17 protein-coding genes are annotated in these 20,343 nt (G+C 72.2%); 4 read left to right on the plus strand and 13 right to left on the minus strand.

Translation table 11 applies throughout. The features are described 5' to 3' along the window. The first annotated feature begins 100 nt into the window (after nucleotides 1–100). Nucleotides 101–1,438, plus strand: coding sequence for an LCP family protein (locus ACWDX7_RS24380; protein ID WP_451492576.1), 1,338 nt, complete (start codon nucleotides 101–103; stop codon nucleotides 1,436–1,438). A 41-nt stretch (nucleotides 1,439–1,479) separates the two neighbouring features. On the opposite strand, the gene ACWDX7_RS24385 is transcribed toward ACWDX7_RS24380, so the two are convergent. Further along, nucleotides 1,480–2,562 carry a sugar phosphate nucleotidyltransferase gene (locus tag ACWDX7_RS24385; protein WP_451492577.1) on the minus strand — a complete coding sequence of 361 codons (1,083 nt, stop codon included), beginning with the start codon at nucleotides 2,560–2,562 and terminating at the stop codon, nucleotides 1,480–1,482. A gap of 108 nt (nucleotides 2,563–2,670) precedes the next feature. Further along, nucleotides 2,671–3,828: an acyl-CoA dehydrogenase family protein gene (locus ACWDX7_RS24390; RefSeq protein WP_451492578.1), complete on the minus strand. Its 1,158-nt coding sequence runs from the start codon at nucleotides 3,826–3,828 to the stop codon at nucleotides 2,671–2,673. A 196-nt stretch (nucleotides 3,829–4,024) separates the two neighbouring features. Here ACWDX7_RS24390 and ACWDX7_RS24395 point away from each other — a divergent pair, with 196 nt between their 5' ends. After that, nucleotides 4,025–5,368 (plus strand): UDP-glucose dehydrogenase family protein, encoded by a 1,344-nt coding sequence (locus tag ACWDX7_RS24395; RefSeq protein ID WP_451492579.1) that lies wholly within the window; start codon nucleotides 4,025–4,027, stop codon nucleotides 5,366–5,368. A 166-nt stretch (nucleotides 5,369–5,534) separates the two neighbouring features. Here ACWDX7_RS24395 and ACWDX7_RS24400 read toward each other — a convergent pair whose 3' ends face one another. The 4 genes from ACWDX7_RS24400 to ACWDX7_RS24415 form a co-directional block, all read right to left on the minus strand. Continuing rightward, on the minus strand, nucleotides 5,535–6,617 hold the full coding sequence (locus tag ACWDX7_RS24400; RefSeq protein ID WP_451492580.1) for a membrane dipeptidase: 1,083 nt from the start codon (nucleotides 6,615–6,617) through the stop codon (nucleotides 5,535–5,537). Nucleotides 6,618–6,948: 331 nt separating this feature from the next. After that, a complete protein-coding gene (locus tag ACWDX7_RS24405) occupies nucleotides 6,949–8,109 on the minus strand; it encodes a dipeptidase (RefSeq protein ID WP_451492601.1) in 1,161 nt (386 codons plus the stop codon). Nucleotides 8,110–8,225: 116 nt separating this feature from the next. Beyond that, a complete protein-coding gene (purE, locus tag ACWDX7_RS24410; RefSeq protein ID WP_451492581.1) occupies nucleotides 8,226–8,783 on the minus strand; it encodes a 5-(carboxyamino)imidazole ribonucleotide mutase in 558 nt (185 codons plus the stop codon). Continuing rightward, a complete protein-coding gene (locus ACWDX7_RS24415) occupies nucleotides 8,780–9,919 on the minus strand; it encodes a 5-(carboxyamino)imidazole ribonucleotide synthase (protein ID WP_451492582.1) in 1,140 nt (379 codons plus the stop codon). The genes purE and ACWDX7_RS24415 overlap by 4 nt, the downstream gene beginning before the upstream one ends. Nucleotides 9,920–10,158: 239 nt before the next feature. Here ACWDX7_RS24415 and ACWDX7_RS24420 point away from each other — a divergent pair, with 239 nt between their 5' ends. Continuing rightward, nucleotides 10,159–10,722, plus strand: a complete 564-nt coding sequence (locus tag ACWDX7_RS24420; protein ID WP_451492583.1) for a GtrA family protein — start codon at nucleotides 10,159–10,161, stop codon at nucleotides 10,720–10,722. A gap of 13 nt (nucleotides 10,723–10,735) precedes the next feature. Here ACWDX7_RS24420 and ACWDX7_RS24425 read toward each other — a convergent pair whose 3' ends face one another. Together ACWDX7_RS24425 and ACWDX7_RS24430 are read right to left on the minus strand one after the other, a co-directional pair. Beyond that, nucleotides 10,736–12,001 (minus strand): ATP-binding protein, encoded by a 1,266-nt coding sequence (locus tag ACWDX7_RS24425; protein WP_451492584.1) that lies wholly within the window; start codon nucleotides 11,999–12,001, stop codon nucleotides 10,736–10,738. Between the two features lie 10 nt (nucleotides 12,002–12,011). Further along, complete coding sequence (locus ACWDX7_RS24430; protein ID WP_451492585.1) at nucleotides 12,012–12,689, minus strand: response regulator transcription factor; 678 nt, start codon at nucleotides 12,687–12,689, stop codon at nucleotides 12,012–12,014. 492 nt (nucleotides 12,690–13,181) lie between these two features. Here ACWDX7_RS24430 and ACWDX7_RS24435 point away from each other — a divergent pair, with 492 nt between their 5' ends. Then, entirely contained in the window at nucleotides 13,182–14,699 is a 1,518-nt protein-coding gene (locus tag ACWDX7_RS24435; protein WP_451492586.1) for a peptide MFS transporter, read from the plus strand. Nucleotides 14,700–14,871: 172 nt separating this feature from the next. On the opposite strand, the gene ACWDX7_RS24440 is transcribed toward ACWDX7_RS24435, so the two are convergent. The 5 genes from ACWDX7_RS24440 to hutI form a co-directional block, all read right to left on the minus strand. After that, the gene (locus ACWDX7_RS24440) at nucleotides 14,872–16,191 is read right to left on the minus strand and encodes a hypothetical protein (protein ID WP_451492587.1); all 1,320 of its coding nucleotides are present in this window, start codon (nucleotides 16,189–16,191) and stop codon (nucleotides 14,872–14,874) included. Beyond that, nucleotides 16,188–17,285, minus strand: coding sequence for a hypothetical protein (locus tag ACWDX7_RS24445; protein ID WP_451492588.1), 1,098 nt, complete (start codon nucleotides 17,283–17,285; stop codon nucleotides 16,188–16,190). Before ACWDX7_RS24445 ends, ACWDX7_RS24440 begins: the two co-directional genes overlap by 4 nt. After that, entirely contained in the window at nucleotides 17,282–18,283 is a 1,002-nt protein-coding gene (locus ACWDX7_RS24450; protein WP_451492589.1) for a COG1470 family protein, read from the minus strand. The genes ACWDX7_RS24445 and ACWDX7_RS24450 overlap by 4 nt, the downstream gene beginning before the upstream one ends. A gap of 16 nt (nucleotides 18,284–18,299) precedes the next feature. After that, nucleotides 18,300–18,971 carry an LPXTG cell wall anchor domain-containing protein gene (locus tag ACWDX7_RS24455; protein WP_451492590.1) on the minus strand — a complete coding sequence of 224 codons (672 nt, stop codon included), beginning with the start codon at nucleotides 18,969–18,971 and terminating at the stop codon, nucleotides 18,300–18,302. Between the two features lie 179 nt (nucleotides 18,972–19,150). After that, entirely contained in the window at nucleotides 19,151–20,332 is a 1,182-nt protein-coding gene (gene hutI / locus ACWDX7_RS24460) for an imidazolonepropionase (RefSeq protein ID WP_451492591.1), read from the minus strand. Nucleotides 20,333–20,343 lie beyond the last annotated feature (11 nt).

The raw sequence follows: 20,343 nt of genomic DNA on the forward strand, positions 1-20,343 counted from the left end.
CACCTTAGAGCCGTAATAGAGGCATCAGCTCTGCAACAGCCCCGGTACGGACCCACCCCCGGGCTGTCGGACGACACGCCCGGCCAGGCATCCTTGGCGCATGAATGACTGGCCAGCAGGGTGGGACGGCGACCGCGACGACCGCGGTCGCCGCGACGACGGGTACGGGCGGGGCAGCGGGCAGGCGCAGCCCGAGGGCGCGCAGCGGATGCGGCACGTCCGGCGGCAGCAGCCGCAGCGGCCCGCTCAGCCGGTGGTCCCGCCGCCCGCCCGGCCGGCGGGACCGCCCGCGTACGGCGTGCCGCCGCAGCAGTCGCAGAGCCACGACACCTACGGCGGCTACGACAGCGGCTACAACACCGGCCAGGTCTACGGCGCTCCCGCGGGCGGCCAGGGCCCCGGCGGGCCGCCGCTGCCGCCGCCCGCGCCCGGCGGCCCCGGGCGGGCGCCCGGCCCGGCACCGGACTGGCGCCGGCGGATCAAGGTCGGCTCCATCGTGCTGGCCTCCGCGCTGCTGGTGACCACGGTCGCCACCTACTTCTGGGCCGACTCCAACGTGCGCCGCGAGGTCGACCTCTCCAAGGTCATCGAGCGCCCGAAGGAGGGCGACTGCACGACCTACCTGATCGTGGGCTCCGACAGCCGCGAGGGCATGTCCGCCGAGGAGAAGAAGAAGCTGCACACGGGCTCGGCCGACGGCAAGCGGACCGACTCGATGATGATCCTCGCCAAGTGTTCCAGCGGGAACACGATGATCTCGCTGCCGCGCGACTCGGACGTGGAGATCCCCTCCTTCGTCGGCTCGCAGTCGGGCAAGAAGTTCCCCGCGCAGGGACGGCGGGTCAAGCTCAACGCTGCGTACGCGGAGGACGGCCCGGAGCTGCTGGTGCGGACGGTGGAGCACAACACCGGTCTGCGCATCGACCACTACGCGGAGATCGGCTTCGCCGGCTTCGCGAACATCGTGGACGCGCTGGGCGGTGTGGAGCTGGACATCGAGAAGGCCTTCAAGGACGAGAAGTCGGGCGCCGATTTCCAGGCCGGCCGCCAGACGCTGAACGGCGAGCAGTCGCTCGCCTACGTCCGGACCCGGTACGCCTTCGCGGAGTCGGACCTCCAACGCACGAAGAACCAGCAGAAGTTCCTCTCGGCGCTCGCCAACCAGGCGGCCACGCCGTCCACCATCCTGAACCCGTTCACGCTGTATCCGACGCTGGGTGCGGGGCTGGACACGCTGATCGTGGACAAGGACATGTCCCTGTGGGACATGGGCCAGATGTTCTTCGCGATGAAGGGCATCAGCGGGGGTGACGGGGTCTCGATGAACATCCCCATCTCCGGCCAGCGCGGCGGCAACCTGGTCTGGGACAAGGCGAAGGTGCAGCAGCTGGTGAAGCAGATCCAGAACGACGAGAAGGTCACCGTCCGCGGCGAGTGAGCACGCTGGGGGCGTACGTCCGCGCCCCCAGCGTCGCGCGATCAGGCGTCCGGGGAGAAGCGGATGGCGGCCGCGGGCAGCCGCGCCCCGCACCACACCCGCGCACCGGTGCGGAGTTCGTTGTCGGCCCCTACGACGGCGTCGTCGCCGATGACGGCACCTTCCAGCACGGTCCGCGCGCCCACGGAGGCACGGGCTCCGATCAGGCTGGCGCTCAGCTGGGCGTCCGCGCCGATGACCGCGCCGTCCAGGACGATGCACCCCTGGACGATGGCCCCCTCCTCGACCCGGGCTCCGGCGCCCACGACGGTGCCCCCCGACAGCTTGGCCCCGGCCGCCACATGGGCGCCGGGCAGCACCAGGGACTCCCCGCGGCGTCCGGGGACGGCCGGGGAGGAGACGACGCCGCGGACGAGGTCGGCGGAGGCCTGGATGATGGACTCGGGCTTGCCGAGGTCCATCCAGTACGTGTTCTCCGTGACCCCGTGCAGCGTGGCACCGGAGGAGAGCAGACCGGGGAAGGTCTCGCGCTCCACGGAGACCGGGCGGCCGGCCGGGATGGAGTCGATGACGCTGCGGCGGAAGACGTAGCAGCCGGCGTTGATCTGGTCCGTGATGATCTCTTCGGGGGTCTGCGGCTTCTCGGTGAAGGCCAGCACCCGCCCGGTGGAATCGGTGGGCACCAGGCCGAAGGCGCGCGGGTCGTCGACCCGCACCAGGTGCAGGGAGACGTCGGCGTCGGCCGCCTTGTGCGACTCGACCAGACCGGCGATGTCCAGGCCGGTGAGGATGTCGCCGTTGAAGACGAGGACGGAGGAGTCCGGGTCGCCGGTCAGCCGCCGGGCGGCATTGCGGATGGCCCCGCCGGTGCCCAGGGGCTCGTCCTCCACGACGTATTCGAGGGTGACGCCGAAGCCCGATCCGTCGCCGAAGTAGGGCTCGAAGACCTCGGCGAGGTAGCAGGTGGCCATCACGATGTGCGTGACACCGGCGGCGGCGGCCCTGGCTATCTGGTGGGCGAGGAAGGGAACACCGGCCGTGGGAACCATCGGCTTCGGCGTGTTCACCGTCACGGGACGCAGCCGCGTCCCTTGTCCGCCGACCAGCAGGATCGCTTCCGTCATTGCGTTCTCCCCAACCGATTCGGCGTACGAAGGTCCAAATTTAGCCCATGCGAAGGGCACGCCAAGGCCGGAGGCGGCTGAACCCACCGCCTCCGGCCGGGACGCCGCCTACGGCAGGTTGCGGGCCATGACGATCCGCTGGACCTGGTTGGTGCCCTCGTAGATCTGGGTGATCTTGGCGTCGCGCATCATGCGCTCCACCGGGTAGTCGCGCGTGTAGCCGTAGCCGCCGAGGAGTTGGACGGCGTCCGTGGTGACCTCCATGGCCACGTCGGAGGCGAAGCACTTGGCCGCGGCGCCGAAGAAGGTGAGGTCCGCGTCGACCCGTTCGGACTTCGCCGCCGCCGCGTACGTCAGCTGGCGGGCGGCCTCGATCTTCATGGCCATGTCCGCGAGCATGAACTGCACGCCCTGGAAGTCGCCGATCGGCTTGCCGAACTGCTTGCGCTCCTGGACGTAGCCCTTGGCGTAGTCCAGGGCGCCCTGCGCGATGCCGAGGGCCTGGGCGGCGATCGTGATGCGGGTGTGGTCGAGGGTCTTCATCGCGGTGGCGAATCCGGTGCCCTCGGCGCCGATCATGCGGTCGGCGGGGATGCGCACGTTGTCGAGGTACACCTCGCGCGTGGGCGAGCCCTTGATGCCGAGCTTCTTCTCCGGGGCGCCGAAGGAGACGCCCTCGTCGCCCTTCTCGACGACGAAGGCGCTGATGCCCTTGGAGCGCTTCGAAGGGTCGGTGACGGCCATGACCGTGTAGTACTCGGAGACGCCCGCGTTGGTGATCCAGCGCTTGACGCCGTTGAGGACCCAGAAGTCCCCGTCGCGCACGGCGCGCGTCTTCATGCCCGCGGCGTCGGAGCCCGCGTCCGGCTCGGAGAGGGCGTACGAGAACATCGCGTCGCCCTTGGCGAGGGGCCCGAGGTACTTGGCCTTGAGCTCCTCGGAGCCGGAGAGGATCACCGGGAGCGAGCCGAGCTTGTTGACGGCCGGGATGAGGGAGGAGGAGGCGCAGACGCGGGCCACCTCCTCGATCACGATCACGGTGGCGAGGGCGTCGGCGCCGGCGCCGCCGTAGGTCTCGGGTACGTGGACCGCGTGCAGGTCGCTGGCGACCAGGGCGTCGAGGGCCTCCTGCGGGAAGCGGGACTCCTCGTCGACCGCGGCCGCGAACGGCATGATCTTCGCCTCGGCGAGCGAGCGGACGGACTCGCGGAGCATGTCGTGCTCCTCGGCCGGGCGGTACAGGTCGAAGTCGGCAGAACCCGCCAAGATCTCTCACTCCCCAGGGTGATGCGTGATGCTAACTACCGTTAAGTAACCGAAGCCTAGTGTCTGACGTCCCGGCAGCGATATGTCGGGCGTACGTGAGCTGCGTGACAGCAGGGGTGCCTGCTGGTGAGCGTCCCCGCTGACGGCGGCGACTATGCTCGGTGCCGCAATCGGCCCGCACCCCTCTGGAGCACGCATGGCCCCCCTCAAGATCACTGTGATCGGCACCGGATACCTCGGCGCGACCCACGCCGCGGCGATGGCGGAGCTGGGGTTCGAGGTGCTGGGGCTGGACGTCGTACCGGAGAAGATCGAGATGCTGGCGGCGGGCCGCGTCCCCATGTACGAGCCCGGGCTGGAGGAGCTGCTGGCGTCACACGTGGCGGGACTGCCCGGCTCCTCGGGACGGCTGCGGTTCACGACCTCCTGGGAGGAGGTCGGCGCCTTCGGCGACGTGCACTTCGTCTGCGTGAACACCCCGCAGAAGCGCGGCGAGTACGCCTGCGACATGAGTTACGTCGACTCCGCGATCTCCTCGCTGGCCCCGCACCTGACGCGGCCGGTGCTGGTGGTCGGCAAGTCGACGGTGCCGGTGGGGTCGGCGGAGCGGCTGGCGGCGAAGCTCGTGGAGCTGTCCCCGGCCGGCGAGGACGTGGAACTGGCCTGGAACCCGGAATTCCTGCGGGAGGGCTTCGCGGTCCAGGACACCCTGCACCCGGACCGGATCGTGGTCGGCGTACAGGGCGAGCGCGGCGAGAAACTGCTGCGCGAGGTGTACGAGGCGCCGATGTCGGAGGGCACGCCGCTGGTCGTCACCGATTTCCCGACGGCCGAACTGGTGAAGACCGCCGCCAATTCCTTCCTCGCCACCAAGATCTCCTTCATCAACGCCATGGCGGAGGTCTGCGAGGCCGCCGGCGGTGACGTGGTCAAGCTGGCGGAGGCCATCGGCTACGACGAGCGGATCGGCGCGAAGTTCCTGCGGGCCGGGATCGGCTTCGGCGGGGGCTGCCTGCCCAAGGACATCCGGGCGTTCATGGCGCGGGCCGGCGAGCTCGGCGCGGACCAGGCCCTGACCTTCCTGCGCGAGGTCGACTCGATCAACATGCGCCGCCGCGGGCACATGGTCGAACTCGCCCGCGAAGCGGTGGGCGGATCGTTCCTCGGCAAGCGGGTCGCCGTGCTGGGCGCGACCTTCAAGCCCGACTCGGACGACGTCCGCGACTCGCCCGCGCTGAACGTGGCCGGGCAGATCCACCTCCAGGGCGGCCAGGTCACCGTCTACGACCCCAAGGGCATGGACAACGCCCGCCGGGTCTTCCCCACCCTCGGCTACGCGGACTCCGCGCTGGAGGCCGCCCACGGGGCGGAGGTCGTCCTGCACCTCACCGAGTGGCGCGAGTTCCGCGAGCTCGACCCGGTGGGGCTCGCCGAGGTCGTCACCGACCGCCTCGTCCTCGACGGCCGCAACGCCCTGGACGTCGACCGCTGGCGCGCGGCGGGCTGGACCTACCGCGCGATGGGCCGCCCCCGCGCCTGAGCCCCCGCCGGGGCCCGCCGGACGGAGTCCGGCGCCGGCTGGTCCGGGCCGGCGCCGACCGCGTCACGTCTCGACCGACGGAGTCCGGCGCAGCGGCCCGAAGCCGCCGAGGCCCCCAGGGCCGAGGGGCGCGAGGGGTGCGAGGGGTGCGTCAAGGCGTGGCGCGTCAAGGGGTCGTGCGGTGGTGCTGGGCGGCGCGGGAGATGAACTCCGCGTCGCGCACCACCCGTTGGGCGTTGCCCCAGGTCAGCAGGGCCAGGTCCGCCTCCGGCCAGCCCCGTGCCAGCAGTTCGGCGAGCAGCCTCGGGTAGCCCGAGGCGTCGGTCAGGCCGGCCGGGCGGGGGGTGCCCGACTCGGCGCCGAAGGCGGCTCCGAGTCCGACGCTCTGCGGGCCCGCCACCGCCCGTACGTGGTCCACGTGGTCCGCCACCGCGTGCAGGGAGTCCCCGGTCCGCGCGGTGTCGAAGGTGACCATCGCCAGGCCGTTCGCCGCGCCCAGCGCGCGCAGGACCTCGTCGGTCGCGTTCCCCGGATGCGGGTTGAGCGCGGCCGCGCCCGTGTTCGAGATGAGCACCGGCGCCTTCGAGGCGTCCACGAGCTGGCAGGCCGCCTCCGGCGGGCAGCCGGTGAGGTCGAGCAGCATCGCGAGCCGGTTCATCTCCCGGGCCACCTCGTGGCCGAAGACGGTCAGGCCGTCTTCGGCCCAGGGTGCTCCGGCGGGCGCGAGGAGCCGTACGCCCAGCGTGTGGAAGGCGCGCAGGGCGCCCAGGGAGCCGGTCAGCGTACGGCCGGGCACGGGGCCCAGGAAAGACGCGATCCGGCCGCGGTTGCGGGCGTCGGCCATGTCATCGGCGCTCAGCGCGAGGCGCAGGCTGTCGGGGTAGCGCCGCACCAGGGCCAGCGCCGCGTCGATCTGGTCGAGGGTGTCGGAGAGGAGCTGGTCCGCGGAGCCGGTCTCGTCACCCGGGGGCAGCAGCGACCAGAACTGGGCTCCCACTCCCCCGGCGCGCAGCCTCGGGAAGTCGGTGTCGACGCCGGCGTCCGAGGTGTCGATCTCGTGGTACGGGCTCTGGCGCAGCGTCCAGACCAGGGTGTTGCACCCGTCCGCGACGGGGTGGGTGGACAGCAGGGCGGTGACCCGGTCGAGGGCGCCGGCCGCCACCGAGGCGGGGACCTCTTCGGCTCCTACGGACCCGGGGCCGACGGGGACGTGGCCCGTGTCGGGTCGTTCATCCTGCAGGTCGGCCATGGGATTCGCTCCGGTCTCGGCGGCAGCAGGGAGGGACGCTGCCACCGTGACATGTGGGACGCGGGGGTCGCCCGGCAGATGTGGCGTTCGGGTGGTACCGCCGGGTCGCACCCCTGGCCCGCACCGACGACGGAAGCCGCGGGCGCCGGAGACCGCCCCGGCCGAAGCCGCGCCACGGTGGACCCCGCCCCGGCCGGGCGCCGGCGGCCCCGGGCGACCGAGGGCCCGCCCGGTGTGCGCGGACGCCGAGGGCCGGGCCGCCCTGGGACCGGACCGCCCCGGCGCCGGGCGCCGCCCGGGGCTGACCCCTCAGCCGGCCGGGCCCGGAGGGCTACAGCACCGCGTTGGACGGGCCGCGGGACGCGGAGAGGTCGCGGGCCACCGCTTCCGCGTCGCGCAGCGCCCGTACCGCGTTGGACCAGGTCAGCTTCGCCAGCTCGGCCCGGGACCAGCCGCGCGCCAGGAGTTCCGCGATGAGGTTCGGGTAGCCCGCCACGTCCTCCAGCCCGGCCGGGGTGAAGGCCGTGCCGTCGTAGTCCCCGCCGATGCCGATGTGGTCGATCCCGGCCACCTCGCGCATGTGGTCGAGGTGGTCGGCGACCGTGGCGGCGGTGGCCACCGGGCGCGGGTGCTCCGCCTCGAAGGCCCGGTGCAGGGACATCGCCTCGGGCGAGGTGTCCAGGTGGTGCAGGCCGTGGGCGCGCAGGTTCTCGTCGGCGGCCCGGGTCCAGTCGACCGCCGCCGGGAGGACGAACTTCGGGACGAAGGTGACCATCGCCACGCCGCCGTTGGCCGCCAGCAGCGCGAGCACGTCGTCCGGGATGTTGCGCGGGTGGTCGCAGACCGCCCGCGCGGAGGAGTGCGAGAAGATCACCGGCGCGGTGGAGACCGCGAGCGCGTCCCGCATCGTCGTCGCGGCGACGTGCGAGAGGTCCACGAGCATGCCGATCCGGTTCATCTCGCGGACGACTTCCCGGCCGAAGTCCGTCAGGCCGCCGTGGCGCGGCTCGTCGGTCGCGGAATCCGCCCAGTCGATCGTGTCGTTGTGCGTGAGCGTCATGTACCGCACGCCGAGCCGGTACAGGGCGCGCAGGGTGGCGAGCGAGTTGTTGATGGAGTGGCCGCCCTCGGCGCCCATGAGGCAGGCGATCCGGCCCTCGGCGCGGGCCGCCTCCACGTCGTCCGCCGTCAGCGCCCCCGCCAGGTCGCGGGGGTAGCGGCCGATCAGCCGGCCGACCGCGTCCACCTGCTCCAGGGTGGCGCTGACCGCGTTGTCCCCGGTCAGCTCGGTGCTCACGTACACCGACCAGAACTGCGCCCCGACGCCGCCGGCGCGCAGCCGGGGGATGTCGGTGTGCAGGTACGCCGACTGGTCGCCCGCGATGTCCCGCTGAGTGAGGTCGTAGCGGACCTGCTGGCGCAGCGCCCAGGGCAGGTCGTTGTGGCCGTCCACCACGGGGTGCTCCGCCAGCAGCTCGCGCGCCTCGGCCAGGCGCGCCCGGGCGGCTGCCGTGACCCCGGCGCCTCCCGTGGCCCCGGTGGCCTCCGTAACCCCGCCGCCCTCCGCTCCCCCGGTGGCTCCCCCGCCGGCCGCGCCGCCCCCCGCGCTCACTTGCCGAATCCGAAGGTCTCCGTGCCCGCGACCTTCGCCCGCAGCCGCTTGCCCTTCTCGGTGGCCTGGTCGTTCAGCTCCTGCTGGAACTCCCGCATCCGCCCGAGCAGCTCCGCGTCGTGGGCCGCCAGCATGCGTACGGCCAGCAGCCCCGCGTTGCGCGCCCCGCCGACCGAGACGGTGGCGACGGGAACCCCCGCGGGCATCTGGACGATCGACAGCAGCGAGTCCATGCCGTCGAGGTGGCGCAGCGGCACGGGCACACCGATGACCGGCAGCGGGGTGACCGACGCGAGCATGCCGGGCAGGTGGGCGGCGCCGCCCGCGCCCGCGATGATCGCCTTCAGGCCGCGCTCGGCGGCCCGCTCCCCGTACGCGATCATCTCGCGCGGCATCCGGTGCGCGGAGACGACGTCGACCTCGTAGGGGATCTCGAACTCGTCCAGCGCCTGGACCGCGGCCTCCATGACCGGCCAGTCCGAGTCCGAACCCATGACGACGCCGACGACCGGACCTGCGGGGCCTGCGGAACCCGTGGGAGAGGTGATGCTCATGCGGTGATCGTTCCTCTGAGGTAGCCGGCAGCGTGACGTGCGCGCTCCAGCACATCGTCCAGGTCGTCGCCGTAGGTGTTGACGTGGCCGACCTTGCGGCCGGGCTTCACGTCCTTGCCGTACATGTGGATCTTCAGCTGCGGGTCGTGGGCCATGCAGTGCAGGTACGCCGCGTACATGTCGGGGTAGTCCCCGCCCAGCACGTTCGCCATGACCGTCCAGCGGGCACGGGGGCGCGGGTCGCCCAGCGGGAGGTCCAGGACCGCCCGTACGTGGTTGGCGAACTGGGAGGTGACGGCGCCGTCCTGGGTCCAGTGGCCGCTGTTGTGCGGGCGCATCGCCAGCTCGTTGACGAGGATCCTGCCGTCCCTGGTCTCGAACAGCTCCACGGCCAGGTGGCCGGTCACGTCGAGCTCCTTGGCGATGCGCAGGGCGAGGGCCTGGGCCTCGCCCGCCAGCGCTTCGGGGAGGTTCGGGGCGGGGGCGATCACGGTGTCGCAGACCCCGTCCACCTGGACGGACTCCACGACGGGGTAGGCCACGGCCTGGCCGTGCGGGGAGCGGACGATGTTCGCCGCGAGCTCGCGGACGTACTCGACCTTCTCCTCGGCGAGGACCGGGACCCCCGCCTTGAACGGGGCCTGCGCGTCCTCGGGGGTGCGGACGAACCACACGCCCTTGCCGTCGTACCCGCCGCGCACCGTCTTGAGGATGACCGGGAAGCCACCCACCTCCTGCGCGAAGGCCGCCACGTCCGCCGGATCGCGCACGATCCGGTGGCGGGGGCTCGGCGCGCCGATCTCGTCGAGCTTGGCGCGCATCACCCCCTTGTCCTGGGCGTGCACCAACGCGCCGGGCCCCGGCCGGACGGGGATGCCGTCCGCTTCCAGGGCCCGCAGGTGTTCGGTGGGTACGTGCTCGTGATCGAAGGTGATCACGTCGCAGCCGCGTGCGAAGGCACGCAGCGTCTCCAGATCGCGATAGTCGCCGATGACGACATCGCTCACGACCTGGGCCGCCGAGTCCTGTGGGGTGTCACTGAGGATCTTGAATTTGATACCGAGGGGGATACCCGCCTCGTGGGTCATGCGGGCGAGCTGTCCGCCGCCGACCATGCCGACTACCGGGAACGTCACTCCTCCAGAGTATCCGCCGGTATCGCGCCACCCGGACCTGGCCCGGCGCGGACCCGCCGGCGGCGGGCACAGGGGCCGGTGGGGCGGGCGTGTGCCCTGCGTCGCACGGGGAGCGAAGGCGCGGACGGAGCAACGGGGCGACACTTACCATGAAGAGTGTTGACGAGAAGGACCGAGAAGTAGCCGAGACACACCCGACGCCTCATGCGGGGCGGTGACCGACAGGGCTGAACCATCTGATGAGCACGCCGCGGGACGGATCCGTCCTCGAACGCGTACGCGGTCTGGCCCGCGAGGTCGCCAAGTTCGGGGCCGTCGGCGGTCTGGGTGTGCTGGTCAACCTGGGTGTCTTCAACCTGATCCGCAGCACGACCGACCTCCAGGTGGTCCGTGCGAGCGTGATAGCCACCGTCGTGGCCATCGCCACGAACTACCTCGGCTTCCGCTACTTCACCTACCGGGACCGCGCCAAGAGCGGCCGCACGCGCGAGCTGAGCCTCTTCGCCGCCTTCAGCGTGATCGGCCTCGTCATCGAGAACGGCGTGCTGTACACGGCCACCTACGGCTTCGGCTGGGACGGCCACCTCGCGACCAATGCCTTCAAGTTCCTCGGCATCGCCGTCGCCACCGTCTTCCGCTTCTGGTCCTACCGGACCTGGGTCTTCAAGGCCCTGCCCCCGGCCGCCCCGGAACCCGCCGCCGCGCCCGCCGCAGCCCCCGCGCCCGCCGCCACGAGGGCCCGCGAGCCGCAGCGCGAGCCCGACGCGGAGCGCGAGCCGGAGCCCCTGCGCAACTCCGCCTGACAGGGCAATACACCTAGCGCACCGTCGTCTGCGGATCCGCCTGTTCCGGCGCCGTACGGCTGAGGAAGAGCGCGAACACCGGCGGCTTCGCCTGCAGCAGCTCCAGGCGCCCGCCGTCCGCCTCCGCGAGGTCCCGGGCGACGGCCAGGCCGATCCCGGTGGAGTTGCGGCCGCTGATGGCCCGCTCGAAGATCCGGTTGCCGAGATCCGGCGGCACGCCCGGCCCCTCGTCCGTGACCTCCAGCACGGCCTGGTTCCCGATCACCCGGGTGCGCAGCGCCACCGTGCCGCCGCCGTGCATGAGCGCGTTCTCCACCAGGGTGGCGAGGACCTGCGAGACCGCGCCGGGCGTGCCGACCGCCCGTACGCCCTGCTTGCCGGAGCGGACGATCGCGCGGCCCGCGCTGCGGTAGGCCGGCCGCCACTCCTCCACCTGCTGTTTGACGATCTCGTCCAGGTCGAAGGGGACCGCCGAGCCCGTCCGGGGGTCCCGCGAGTTCGTCAGCAGCCGCTGCACCACGTCCGTGAGCCGCTCCACCTGGGTGAGGGCGATCGTGGCCTCCTCCCGTACGGTCTCCAGGTCCTCGGTGACCGTGATCTCCTCCAGCCGCATCGAGAGGGCGGTGAGCGGGGTCCGCAGCTGGTGCGAGGCGTCGGCGGCCAGGCGCCGCTCGGCGGTCAGCATCCGCCCGATCCGTTCCGCGCTGGAGTCCAGTACGTCCGCGACGCGGTCCAGCTCGGGGACCCCGTACCGCTTGTGCCGGGGCCGCGGGTCGCCCGAGCCGAGCCGTTCCGCCGTCTCGGCGAGGTCGGTGAGGGGGGAGGCCAGCCGGTTGGCCTGGCGTACGGCGAGCAGTACGGCCGCCACGACGGCCAGCAGCGCCACCGCGCCGACCACGGCCAGGGTCCGCACGACCTCGTTCGTCACCGTGGAGCGGGACTCCTCGACGATCACGACCTCGCCGTGCTCGCCCTGGGCGGTCCCCCGGATGACGCTGTCCTCGATCCGCTCGCCGATCTCCACGGGCGGCTGCCCGGGCACCGTGATCCGCGCGTACCGGCCGGCGTCCAGCTGTTCGGCGAGCGCGCCGGCGTCGATCGGCTCCTTCTGCAGGATGTTCGCCTCGACCAGGCCCACGAGCCACATCGCCTCGGACTCGATGCGGTCCTGGGCGCTGCTCGTGATGGTGCGGGTCTCCACGATGACCAGGGAGACGCCGAAGACGGCGATGACGACGAGCACCACGGCGAGCGTCGAATTGATCAGGCGGCGGCGCATGCCCGAGGGCTCAGCTCTTCTCGAAGCGGAAGCCGACGCCTCGCACGGTGGCGATGTAGCGCGGATTGGCGGCGTCGTCGCCCAGCTTCTTGCGCAGCCAGGAGATGTGCATGTCGAGGGTCTTCGTCGAGGACCACCAGGTGGTGTCCCAGACCTCGCGCATGAGCTGGTCGCGCGTGACGACCCGGCCCGCGTCCCGCACCAGGACCCGCAGGAGGTCGAACTCCTTGGCCGTGAGCTGGAGCTCCTCCTCGCCCATCCAGGCGCGGTGCGATTCGACGTCGATCCGCACGCCGTGGGTGGCGGGCGGGTGGCTCGCCTCGGTGGCGCCGCGCCGCAGCAGGGCCCGTACGCGCGCCAGCAGCTCGGCGAGCCGGAAGGGCTTGGTCACGTAGTCGTCGGCGCCGGCGTCCAGGCCCACGACCGTGTCCACCTCGTCCGCCCGGGCGGTGAGCACCAGGATCGGGAAGCCGTGGCCCTCGGCCCGCAGCCGGCGGGCGACTTCCAGGCCGTCCATGCCCGGCAGGCCCAGGTCCAGGACGACGAGGTCGACGCCGCCCTGCAGTCCCGCGTCCAGGGCGGTGGGGCCGTCTTCTCTCACCTCGACCTCGTACCCCTCCCGGCGCAGGGCGCGGGCCAGAGGTTCCGAGATGGATGCGTCGTCCTCGGCGAGCAGTACACGCGTCATGTGGGTGATGGTAGTCCGCGGTGACACGGAGGAGGGGCGCCCCTGTGGGCCCCTCTGCTTGTGGGCTCGCGGCCTGCGGGCCGCCTTCGAATATGGTCGAACGGTTCCCGCCACACCTGTGATCCATATCTCAAGTCCTTCCATATGCCGCAGTGTCGTGTCGTATGGTGGCGAGACGCCTGATGCACTACTCAGGGACCTTTGTGCCGAAAACCGAGCCGAAGGTCTCTCTTTCTGTCCTGACGGGCCGGGCAGTCCTGCCGGACTGACCCGTCCCGGCGTGATGACAGTGAATGACCTGTGGGCCGGGCCCGTCGCGCGATGGTGCGTGACGGGCGTGGATCCCGGTGACGGCCGACCCTTCGCCTCCGGTACGCCGGGGGCGGGACCCCGGGGCGTGGGGTGGGACGTCCGCCGCCGGTGCCGGCCTCCCCCCACCGGGCGCTGATGAGCTCACGAAGCGAAGGCGTCCCGACCAAGCAAGGATCGACGATGGCTTCCAGCCTGACGAAGGACTCGGCGGATCCGTCCACCGAGCCGACCTTCTTCGGCCACCCCCGTGGTCTGGCCACCCTGTTCATGACCGAGATGTGGGAGCGCTTCTCCTACTACGGCATGCGGGCCCTTCTCGTCGTGTACCTCATCTCGGGTGGACCCGACGCCGAGGAAGGCGCGCTGGGCGGCGGCCTGGCCATGAAGGCCGCCGTCGCCGGCGCCATCTACTCCATCTACGTCGCCATGGTCTACCTCATGGCGCTGCCGGGCGGATGGTTCGGCGACCGCGTGTGGGGTGCCCGCAAGACGGTCACCATCGCGGGCTGTGTGATCATGGCCGGCCACTTCGCGCTCGCCGTCCCGGGGCAGGCGGCGTTCTTCGCCGGTCTGGTGCTGGTCGCGATCGGTTCCGGTCTGCTGAAGGCCAACATCTCCACGATGGTCGGCCACCTCTACGACGGTCCCCAGGACCCGCGTCGCGACAGTGGCTTCACCCTCTTCTACGTGGGCATCAACCTCGGCGCCTTCATCGCGCCGCTGGCCATCGGCACCGTCGGCCAGACGGTCAACTGGCACCTCGGCTTCGCCATGGCCGGTGCGGGCATGGCGATCGGTCTGCTCCAGTTCGTGCTCGGCACCAAGCACCTGGACGCGAAGAGCAGCGTGGTCCCGAACCCGCTGTCCGCGCAGGAGCGCTCCGCCGTGATCACCAAGGCCCTGGTGATCACGGGCATCGTCGCCGTGTTCTACACGGGCGTCGGCATGGCGGGTCTCTTCTCCCTGCCGTGGGCCACGGTGCCGCTGGCCGTCGTGGGTCTGCTGATCCCCGTCGGCGTCCTGGTGCGCATCAAGCGCGACAAGGACCTCAGCGCGCCCGAGCAGTCGAAGATGAACGGCTACATCTGGTTCTTCATCGCCGCCGCCGTGTTCTGGATGATCTACGACCAGGGTGGTTCCACGCTGGCCGCCTTCGCCGAGACGAAGTCCGCCAACAGCGTCTTCGGCTTCGACTTCCCGTCGACCTGGTTCCAGTCGCTGAACCCGCTGTTCGTGATGGCGCTGGCGCCGGTCTTCGCCTGGCTGTGGCTGTGGCTGGCCCGCAAGAACCAGGAGCCGAACACCATCGTGAAGTTCGCGATGGCCCTGGTCCTGGTCGGTGGCTCCTTCTTCGTCTTCGTCGTCCCGATGAGCATGGCGGGCGACGGCACCAAGGTCAGCCCGCTGTGGCTCGTGTCGATCTACATGATCCAGACGATCGCCGAGCTCTGCCTCTCCCCGGTGGGCCTGTCCGTCACCACGAAGATGGCGCCGCAGAAGTACGCGAGCCAGATGATGGGTGTCTGGTTCCTCGCCGTCACCGCCGGCGACTGCACCATGACCCTGCTCTTCGAGGCCGGTGTGGACCTCAACGGCACGGGGGTCATCGCCGCGCAGGCGACGCTGGCCGCCGTCGCAGGTTTCGCGATCCACATGTACCGCAAGAAGGTCCAGACCCTGATGGGCGACGTTCACTGACGTGACGTGACGTGACGTGACCGCGTGGCCTCCCCGTCTGCTGACCTGCTGGCCTCCGCGTCTCCTGACGTACGGGTCTCCTGATGTACGGGCAACGGCCCGGCGCACCGCATGGTGTGCCGGGCCGTTGCCTTGTGCGGTCGCTCCCGGCCGGTCCTCCCGGTGGTCGCCGTTACCGGGCGGTGCCGCGCAGGCGGCGCCACGGGGTGAAGGTGAAGACCGCGCCGCCCAGGAGGATCACCGTGCCGGCCACCAGGGCCAGTGCCCTGATGCCGCCCTCGTCCTGCGCGCCGGTCTCGGCGAGACCTCCCGAGGCGGTCGTGGCGCCGGTGCTGGACGGCGAGCCGGAGCCGCCCGACTGGGCGGTGGTGTCCAGTTCCAGCGAGACGCCGCTGCTGGCCGCCTTGCAGGGCACGGTGAGCGGCTGGCCGCCCGCCACCATCGTCACGTCGATCGACATGTCGGCCGGGCTCAGCGTGACCTTGCCGGTCTTGCCGGGCTTGTAGGTGCCCGTCATGTCGCTCAGGCTGACCCCGCCCTGGGCGGGGATCGGTTCGGCGTTGGCCGGTCCGGTGACTTTGACCGCGCCGCTGTCGGCGCCGCCGAGCTTGATCTCCATCGACGGCTTGAGTGCGCCCTTGGGCAGTGCAAGGGGCGCCTTCATGGCGTCCTTGGCCGTCTTGACCGTCAGGTCGTAGCTGCCGCCGTTCTTCTTGGCGTTGACGGTGACCGGGGTGGTGATGCCGCCGGGGACGGTGGCACCGCAGTCGAACTTCACGTCGACGGCCTTGCCGGGGAAGTCGGTCTGCCCGCCGGATCCGCCGCTGGTCGTGCCTCCGCTCGTAGTACCGCCGCTGGTGGTACCGCCGCTCGTGGTACCGCCGCTCGTGGTGCCACCGCTGGTCGTGCCACCGCTCGTGGTACCGCCGCTCGTCGTACCGCCGGTGGAGCCGGCCGACACGTCGATGGTGGCTCCCACGCCCACGTCCCCCTGGGGCGCGCACTTGGTGACGAAGGTGCCGAAGGAGAAGCTGACGGCGACGTCGTACTTGCCGGGCGCCAGAGTGATCTTGCCGGGCTTGGTGAGCTTCAGCTTGCCCTTCATCGGGGACATGACCATGGGGGCCTTCTTGGGGATCGGCGGGTTCTTCTTCTCCCCGACCACCTTGAGCTCGCCCAGCCCGCCGCCCACGGCGATCCAGCCGGTGGGCTGGACCGAGTCCTTGGGGATGTCCATCAGGTCGGTGTTGTTGGAAGCCGGCCTGACGGTCTCCCAGACCACGTCGACCTCGTCACCGACCTTGGCCGTGGCGGGGGCCGTGATCCTGGCGGTGGTCTGGCCCTCCACCGGGTCGCCCCCGCCGGCCGGCGGAACGCACTTGACCTTGTACGTGGCCTCGGCGGCCAGGGCGGGAGAAGCCGATGCGGCAAGGCCCGCGCCGCCGAGCAGCAGCGCGACCGCGGCCGCGCTCACCCTCCGTTGGGTCTTCACGATGGTCCCTTCGTCGTCGAACGGTTCTCAGACGGTGCGGGCGTCTGCGGTGCTGCCTCCGGCGCGCTGTCCGGGGTGGACCACGGCTGAACCGCCGTGGTGGTCTGGGGGGATCGCGCCGCCTGCCCGGAGCGGCCCGGCGCGGGTCCTCGTACGGGCGCCTCCCGATCTCGCGGGCCCCGGTGGCGGCCTGCCGCGAGCGCGGCGCGCGGCCGGACCCGGTCGACCACGGCCATGCCGGTACGGAAGACCGCGGCCGGGATCACCAGCAGGAGCAGCCCCCAGAACAGCAGGACCCCGTACGGGCGGTCGACGCCCCAGGGCTGCGTGGCCAGGACCGTCTCGCCGTACTTCAGGGAGATCGTGTAATCGCCGTGCGCCCCCGCGGCGAGGCTGACGTCCAGCGCGATCTCGGCCTTGCCGCCCGGCGGGATGGTGCCCTTCCACCGGGCCTCCTCCCACAGGGGCGCGAACACCCCGTGGGCGGTGCCGAGCTGGAAGACCGGGTCCTTGACGGGGGCCGAGCCGAGATTGCCGACGGTGGCGGTGAACTTGCGGCCGGGCGGGGCTCCGAACCAGGTCAGCACCCCGTCCTCCCCCTCCAGCCGGACACCGGTCAGCATCGCGAGGCGGCCGGTGCCGGACTCGGCGGGCAGTTCGGCGACCGGATGGCCGGTGACCTTCAGGGGGAGGGCGACGGTGGACCGGTCGCCGTTGACGGAGGTGACGTGGACGACGCAGGGGCACGGCCTGGGCGGCGCCACCACGGGCAGCTGGGCGGCGAACCGCCCGTCGTCGGCGACGGATACCGCCACCCCGTCGGCATTGGCGCAGCTGTTGGTGCCGCCGATCATGTTCTGCCCGCAGACCAGCAGCATCACCACTGTCCCGGGCCGCCAGCCGGCGCCGGTGACGGTGATCTCGGTGCCCTGGACGGCCTCCTGGAGCGAGAGCGCCGCGGTCGCTCCGCCTTCGTCGGCGGCGGTCGGCGCCGCGGGCAGCAGCACCGTCATCAGCAGCAGCAGCGCCACGGTGAGGAGGGCCCGGAGGCGTCCCGCGGCGCCGGCCCGGGCATCGTCGGCGCCCGCGCTCACTGGGAGGCTCCCGTCAGTTCGGGTTCCGCCGCCCGGGCGGCCCGCGTCCGTACCGGCGCCGCCACCGTCTCCTGGCCGCCCGGCGGGCCGTCGCCGCCCGTCGTCCGGCGGCGGCGTACGAGGAGCAGCGCGGCCGTGGCCGTCCCCCCGAGGGCCAGCAGCCCGGCCCCCGTCCAGCCCGCGATCCGCCACGGCACGAACCACGCCGAGGTGGTGGCCGTGGCCCGGGCGCCGCCGGGGGCGGTGACGGTGAGGGTGAGGTCGATCCGGTCGAACAGGGGGGCGCGGGGCCAGGGTTCGGTCAGCTCGACCCGCTGGCCGGGCAGCAGTTCCACGGGCAGCGCGCGCGGCGCGCTGCGGCCGGGCACCTCGCCGAGGCGGCCCTCGGGGCGGATCGCCAGTTCGGGGGCGGCGAGGGTGACGTTCCCGCGGTTGACCAGCGTGTACGCCACCTTCGCGGAGGCGCCCCGGCCGCGGACGGCGACGTCCTCGACGGTGAGGGCGGCCAGGGTGGGGCCGCTGACGCGCAGGTGGATCCGTACCGCCACCTCGCGGCCGCCCTCGGCGGCGACCACCGCGGCGGGGTGATCGCCCGGCGTGGAAGCGGGCGGCACGGTCAGGGTGAAGGGGACCACGGCGCGGGTGCGGGGCGGGAGCTTCACCGTCGCGGCGGCGCCGAAGCTGATCCAGGCAGCGGCCCCGGTGGTGGCCCCTGCTCGGGGCGCTTCGGCGGTGGGGTCGCCGCCGGCCCCGCGCAGGCTGATGGTGCGCTCGTGGTCGGTGGGGTTGACCAGGGCGAGCCGGTCCTCCAGGACGGTGCCGGCCGCCCCCGCCAGGTAGAAGGAGGGGCGGGCGGGCGCGGTCGCCGTCGCGGAGGCGGGCTCGGCGCTCCAGCCGGATCCGGCGGCGGTCGCCGAGGGGGCGGGCACCGCGTACAGCACGGTGGCGGCCAGCAGCAGCCCTAGACCGGTGGCTGTGGGGGTGTGGAGGACGGGCATGGCGGGTCGCTCCCGTTCAGGACCGGGCCCGTCGGCCGCGCCGGGTCAGCCAGAGCACACCGGCGGCGCCGGAGAGCAGCACGGTGCCGCCGAGGGTGCCGAGGGCAAGGGCGGAATCGGTGGGACCGGTCTGCGGGAGGGTGGCGCCTGGCGCGTCGGGCGGCGGGGCGGCGCCGCCGGCGGCCGTGACGTCCAGTTCCAGGGAGGGCCGGGGGCTGTTGCCGGGGGTGCAGGTGGTCGTGGTGCCCATCGCCTTGATGGTGAGCACACCCGCGGTGAAGGTCACCTTGCCGCTCTTCTTGGGCGTGTAGGTGCCGGAAAGATCGGTGATCTTGATGGGAGTGTCGGCGGGCGCCGCCTCGGGATTGGGCGGTCCGGAGACGGGTGCGGAGGCCTTCTCGGCGCCGTCGACGAGGATGACCGCGCTGGGGGACATCGCGCCCTTGCCGAGCTCGATGGGGCTGGAGGAGACGCCTTTCTGGAAGGACATCGTGAGCTTGTAGGCGTCGCCTTCCTTGACGGCCTTGATGTCGATGGGCGACACGGCCGACTTGTCCCCGATCGGTGTCTTGCAGTCGTACGCCACGTCGATGACGGTGGCGTGGGCTGCGGGGGCGGCCAGCAGGACCGCCGGTCCGGCCAGCGCGGAGGCCAGCGCGAGTGCGGTGGAGCGTTTCCGGTTGGACACCTTCGTCTTCCCCTCGGCCACAAGTTACTGACGACGCATCAGATGGGTGGCTCAAGGTACGCCCGGGCCCTTGCGGAGGGAAGACACGGGACGGCCCGGATCGACGGGCCCGGACGGGCGGCCGGACCGACGGGCCCGCCGGGCGCCCCGGATGACGGCTCCGCCACGGGCCGCGGCGGTCAGGCCGCGCGTACGCCTCGCTGCCAGACGCCGCAGACCAGCGGGACCCCGGGGCGGTAGGCGAGATGGACGTGGCTGGGTGCGTCCAGGAGGGCCAGGTCGGCGCGGGCGCCGGGGGTGACGGCCCCGATGTCGGTGCGCCGCAGGGCGCGGGCGCCGCCCGCGGTGGCCGACCAGAGGGCCTCGTCGGGGGTCATCCGCATGTCGCGGACGGCGAGCGCGATGCAGAACGGCATGGAACTGGTGTAGGAGGAGCCCGGGTTGCAGTCGGTGGACAGCGCGACGGTGGCCCCGGCGTCGAGGAGGCGGCGGGCGTCCGGCCACCGGGCTCGGGTGGAGAACTCGGCGCCGGGGAGCAGCGTCGCGACGGTGGTGGCCGCGGCTTGGCCCAGGGCGTCCACATCGGCGTCGGTGAGGTGGGTGCAGTGGTCGGCGGAGGCGGCTTCAAGCTCGACCGCGAGCTGCACGCCGGGGCCGTGGGTGAGCTGGTTGGCGTGGACGCGCGGGATCAGCCCGGCGGCGGCGCCCGCGGTGAGGATCGCCCGGGCCTGGTCCCCGTCGAAGGCGCCCTTCTCGCAGAACACGTCCACCCAGCGGGCGTACGGGGCGCAGGCGGCCAGCATCTCGCCGGTGACGAGGTCGACGTAGGCGGCGGGATCCTCCGCGTAGTCGGGGGAGACGATGTGCGCGCCGAGGTAGGTGACCTCCTCGGTGTGCGCGGCGGCGATGCGCAGCGCCCGGGCCTCGTCGGCGACGGTGAGGCCGTAGCCGGACTTGGTCTCGAAGGTGGTGGTGCCCTGGCGGCGGGCCTCGTGGAGGTGGCGTACCAGGTTGGCTTCGAGCTCGGCGTCGGTGGCGGCGCGGGTGGCGGCCACGGTGGTGCGGATGCCGCCCGCGGAATAACTGCGTCCGGACATCCGGGCGTTGAATTCGGCGGTCCGGTCGCCCGCGAAGACCAGATGCGAGTGGGAGTCGACGAAGCCCGGGATCACCGCCCTTCCGGCGGCGTCGAAGGCGTTGTCAGTGGCGGGTGCTTTGCTGGATTCACCGACCCAGGCGATGCGGTCGCCGTCGATGACGACCGCCGCGTCCTGGATCAGACCGAGAGGGGAACCGTCACCGAGGGAGGGGTCGTTGGTGACCAGGCCGGCGATGTTCGTGATGACCGTGGTGTTGCTCATGCTGGGGCGCT

It is taken from the genome of Streptomyces sp. NPDC003034, assembly GCF_053591375.1.

Excerpts from the sequence above, each read along its gene's own strand:
- purE (WP_451492581.1), bottom strand. The coding sequence starts at position 8,783 with ATGAGCATCACCTCTCCCACGGGTTCCGCAGGCCCCGCAGGTCCGGTC.
- ACWDX7_RS24380 (WP_451492576.1), top strand. The coding sequence starts at position 101 with ATGAATGACTGGCCAGCAGGGTGGGACGGCGACCGCGACGACCGCGGT.
- ACWDX7_RS24385 (WP_451492577.1), bottom strand. The coding sequence starts at position 2,562 with ATGACGGAAGCGATCCTGCTGGTCGGCGGACAAGGGACGCGGCTGCGT.
- ACWDX7_RS24425 (WP_451492584.1), bottom strand. The coding sequence starts at position 12,001 with ATGCGCCGCCGCCTGATCAATTCGACGCTCGCCGTGGTGCTCGTCGTC.
- ACWDX7_RS24420 (WP_451492583.1), top strand. The coding sequence starts at position 10,159 with ATGAGCACGCCGCGGGACGGATCCGTCCTCGAACGCGTACGCGGTCTG.
- hutI (WP_451492591.1), bottom strand. The coding sequence starts at position 20,332 with ATGAGCAACACCACGGTCATCACGAACATCGCCGGCCTGGTCACCAAC.
- ACWDX7_RS24435 (WP_451492586.1), top strand. The coding sequence starts at position 13,182 with ATGGCTTCCAGCCTGACGAAGGACTCGGCGGATCCGTCCACCGAGCCG.
- ACWDX7_RS24450 (WP_451492589.1), bottom strand. The coding sequence starts at position 18,283 with ATGCCCGTCCTCCACACCCCCACAGCCACCGGTCTAGGGCTGCTGCTG.
- ACWDX7_RS24430 (WP_451492585.1), bottom strand. The coding sequence starts at position 12,689 with ATGACGCGTGTACTGCTCGCCGAGGACGACGCATCCATCTCGGAACCT.
- ACWDX7_RS24400 (WP_451492580.1), bottom strand. The coding sequence starts at position 6,617 with ATGGCCGACCTGCAGGATGAACGACCCGACACGGGCCACGTCCCCGTC.
- ACWDX7_RS24395 (WP_451492579.1), top strand. The coding sequence starts at position 4,025 with ATGGCCCCCCTCAAGATCACTGTGATCGGCACCGGATACCTCGGCGCG.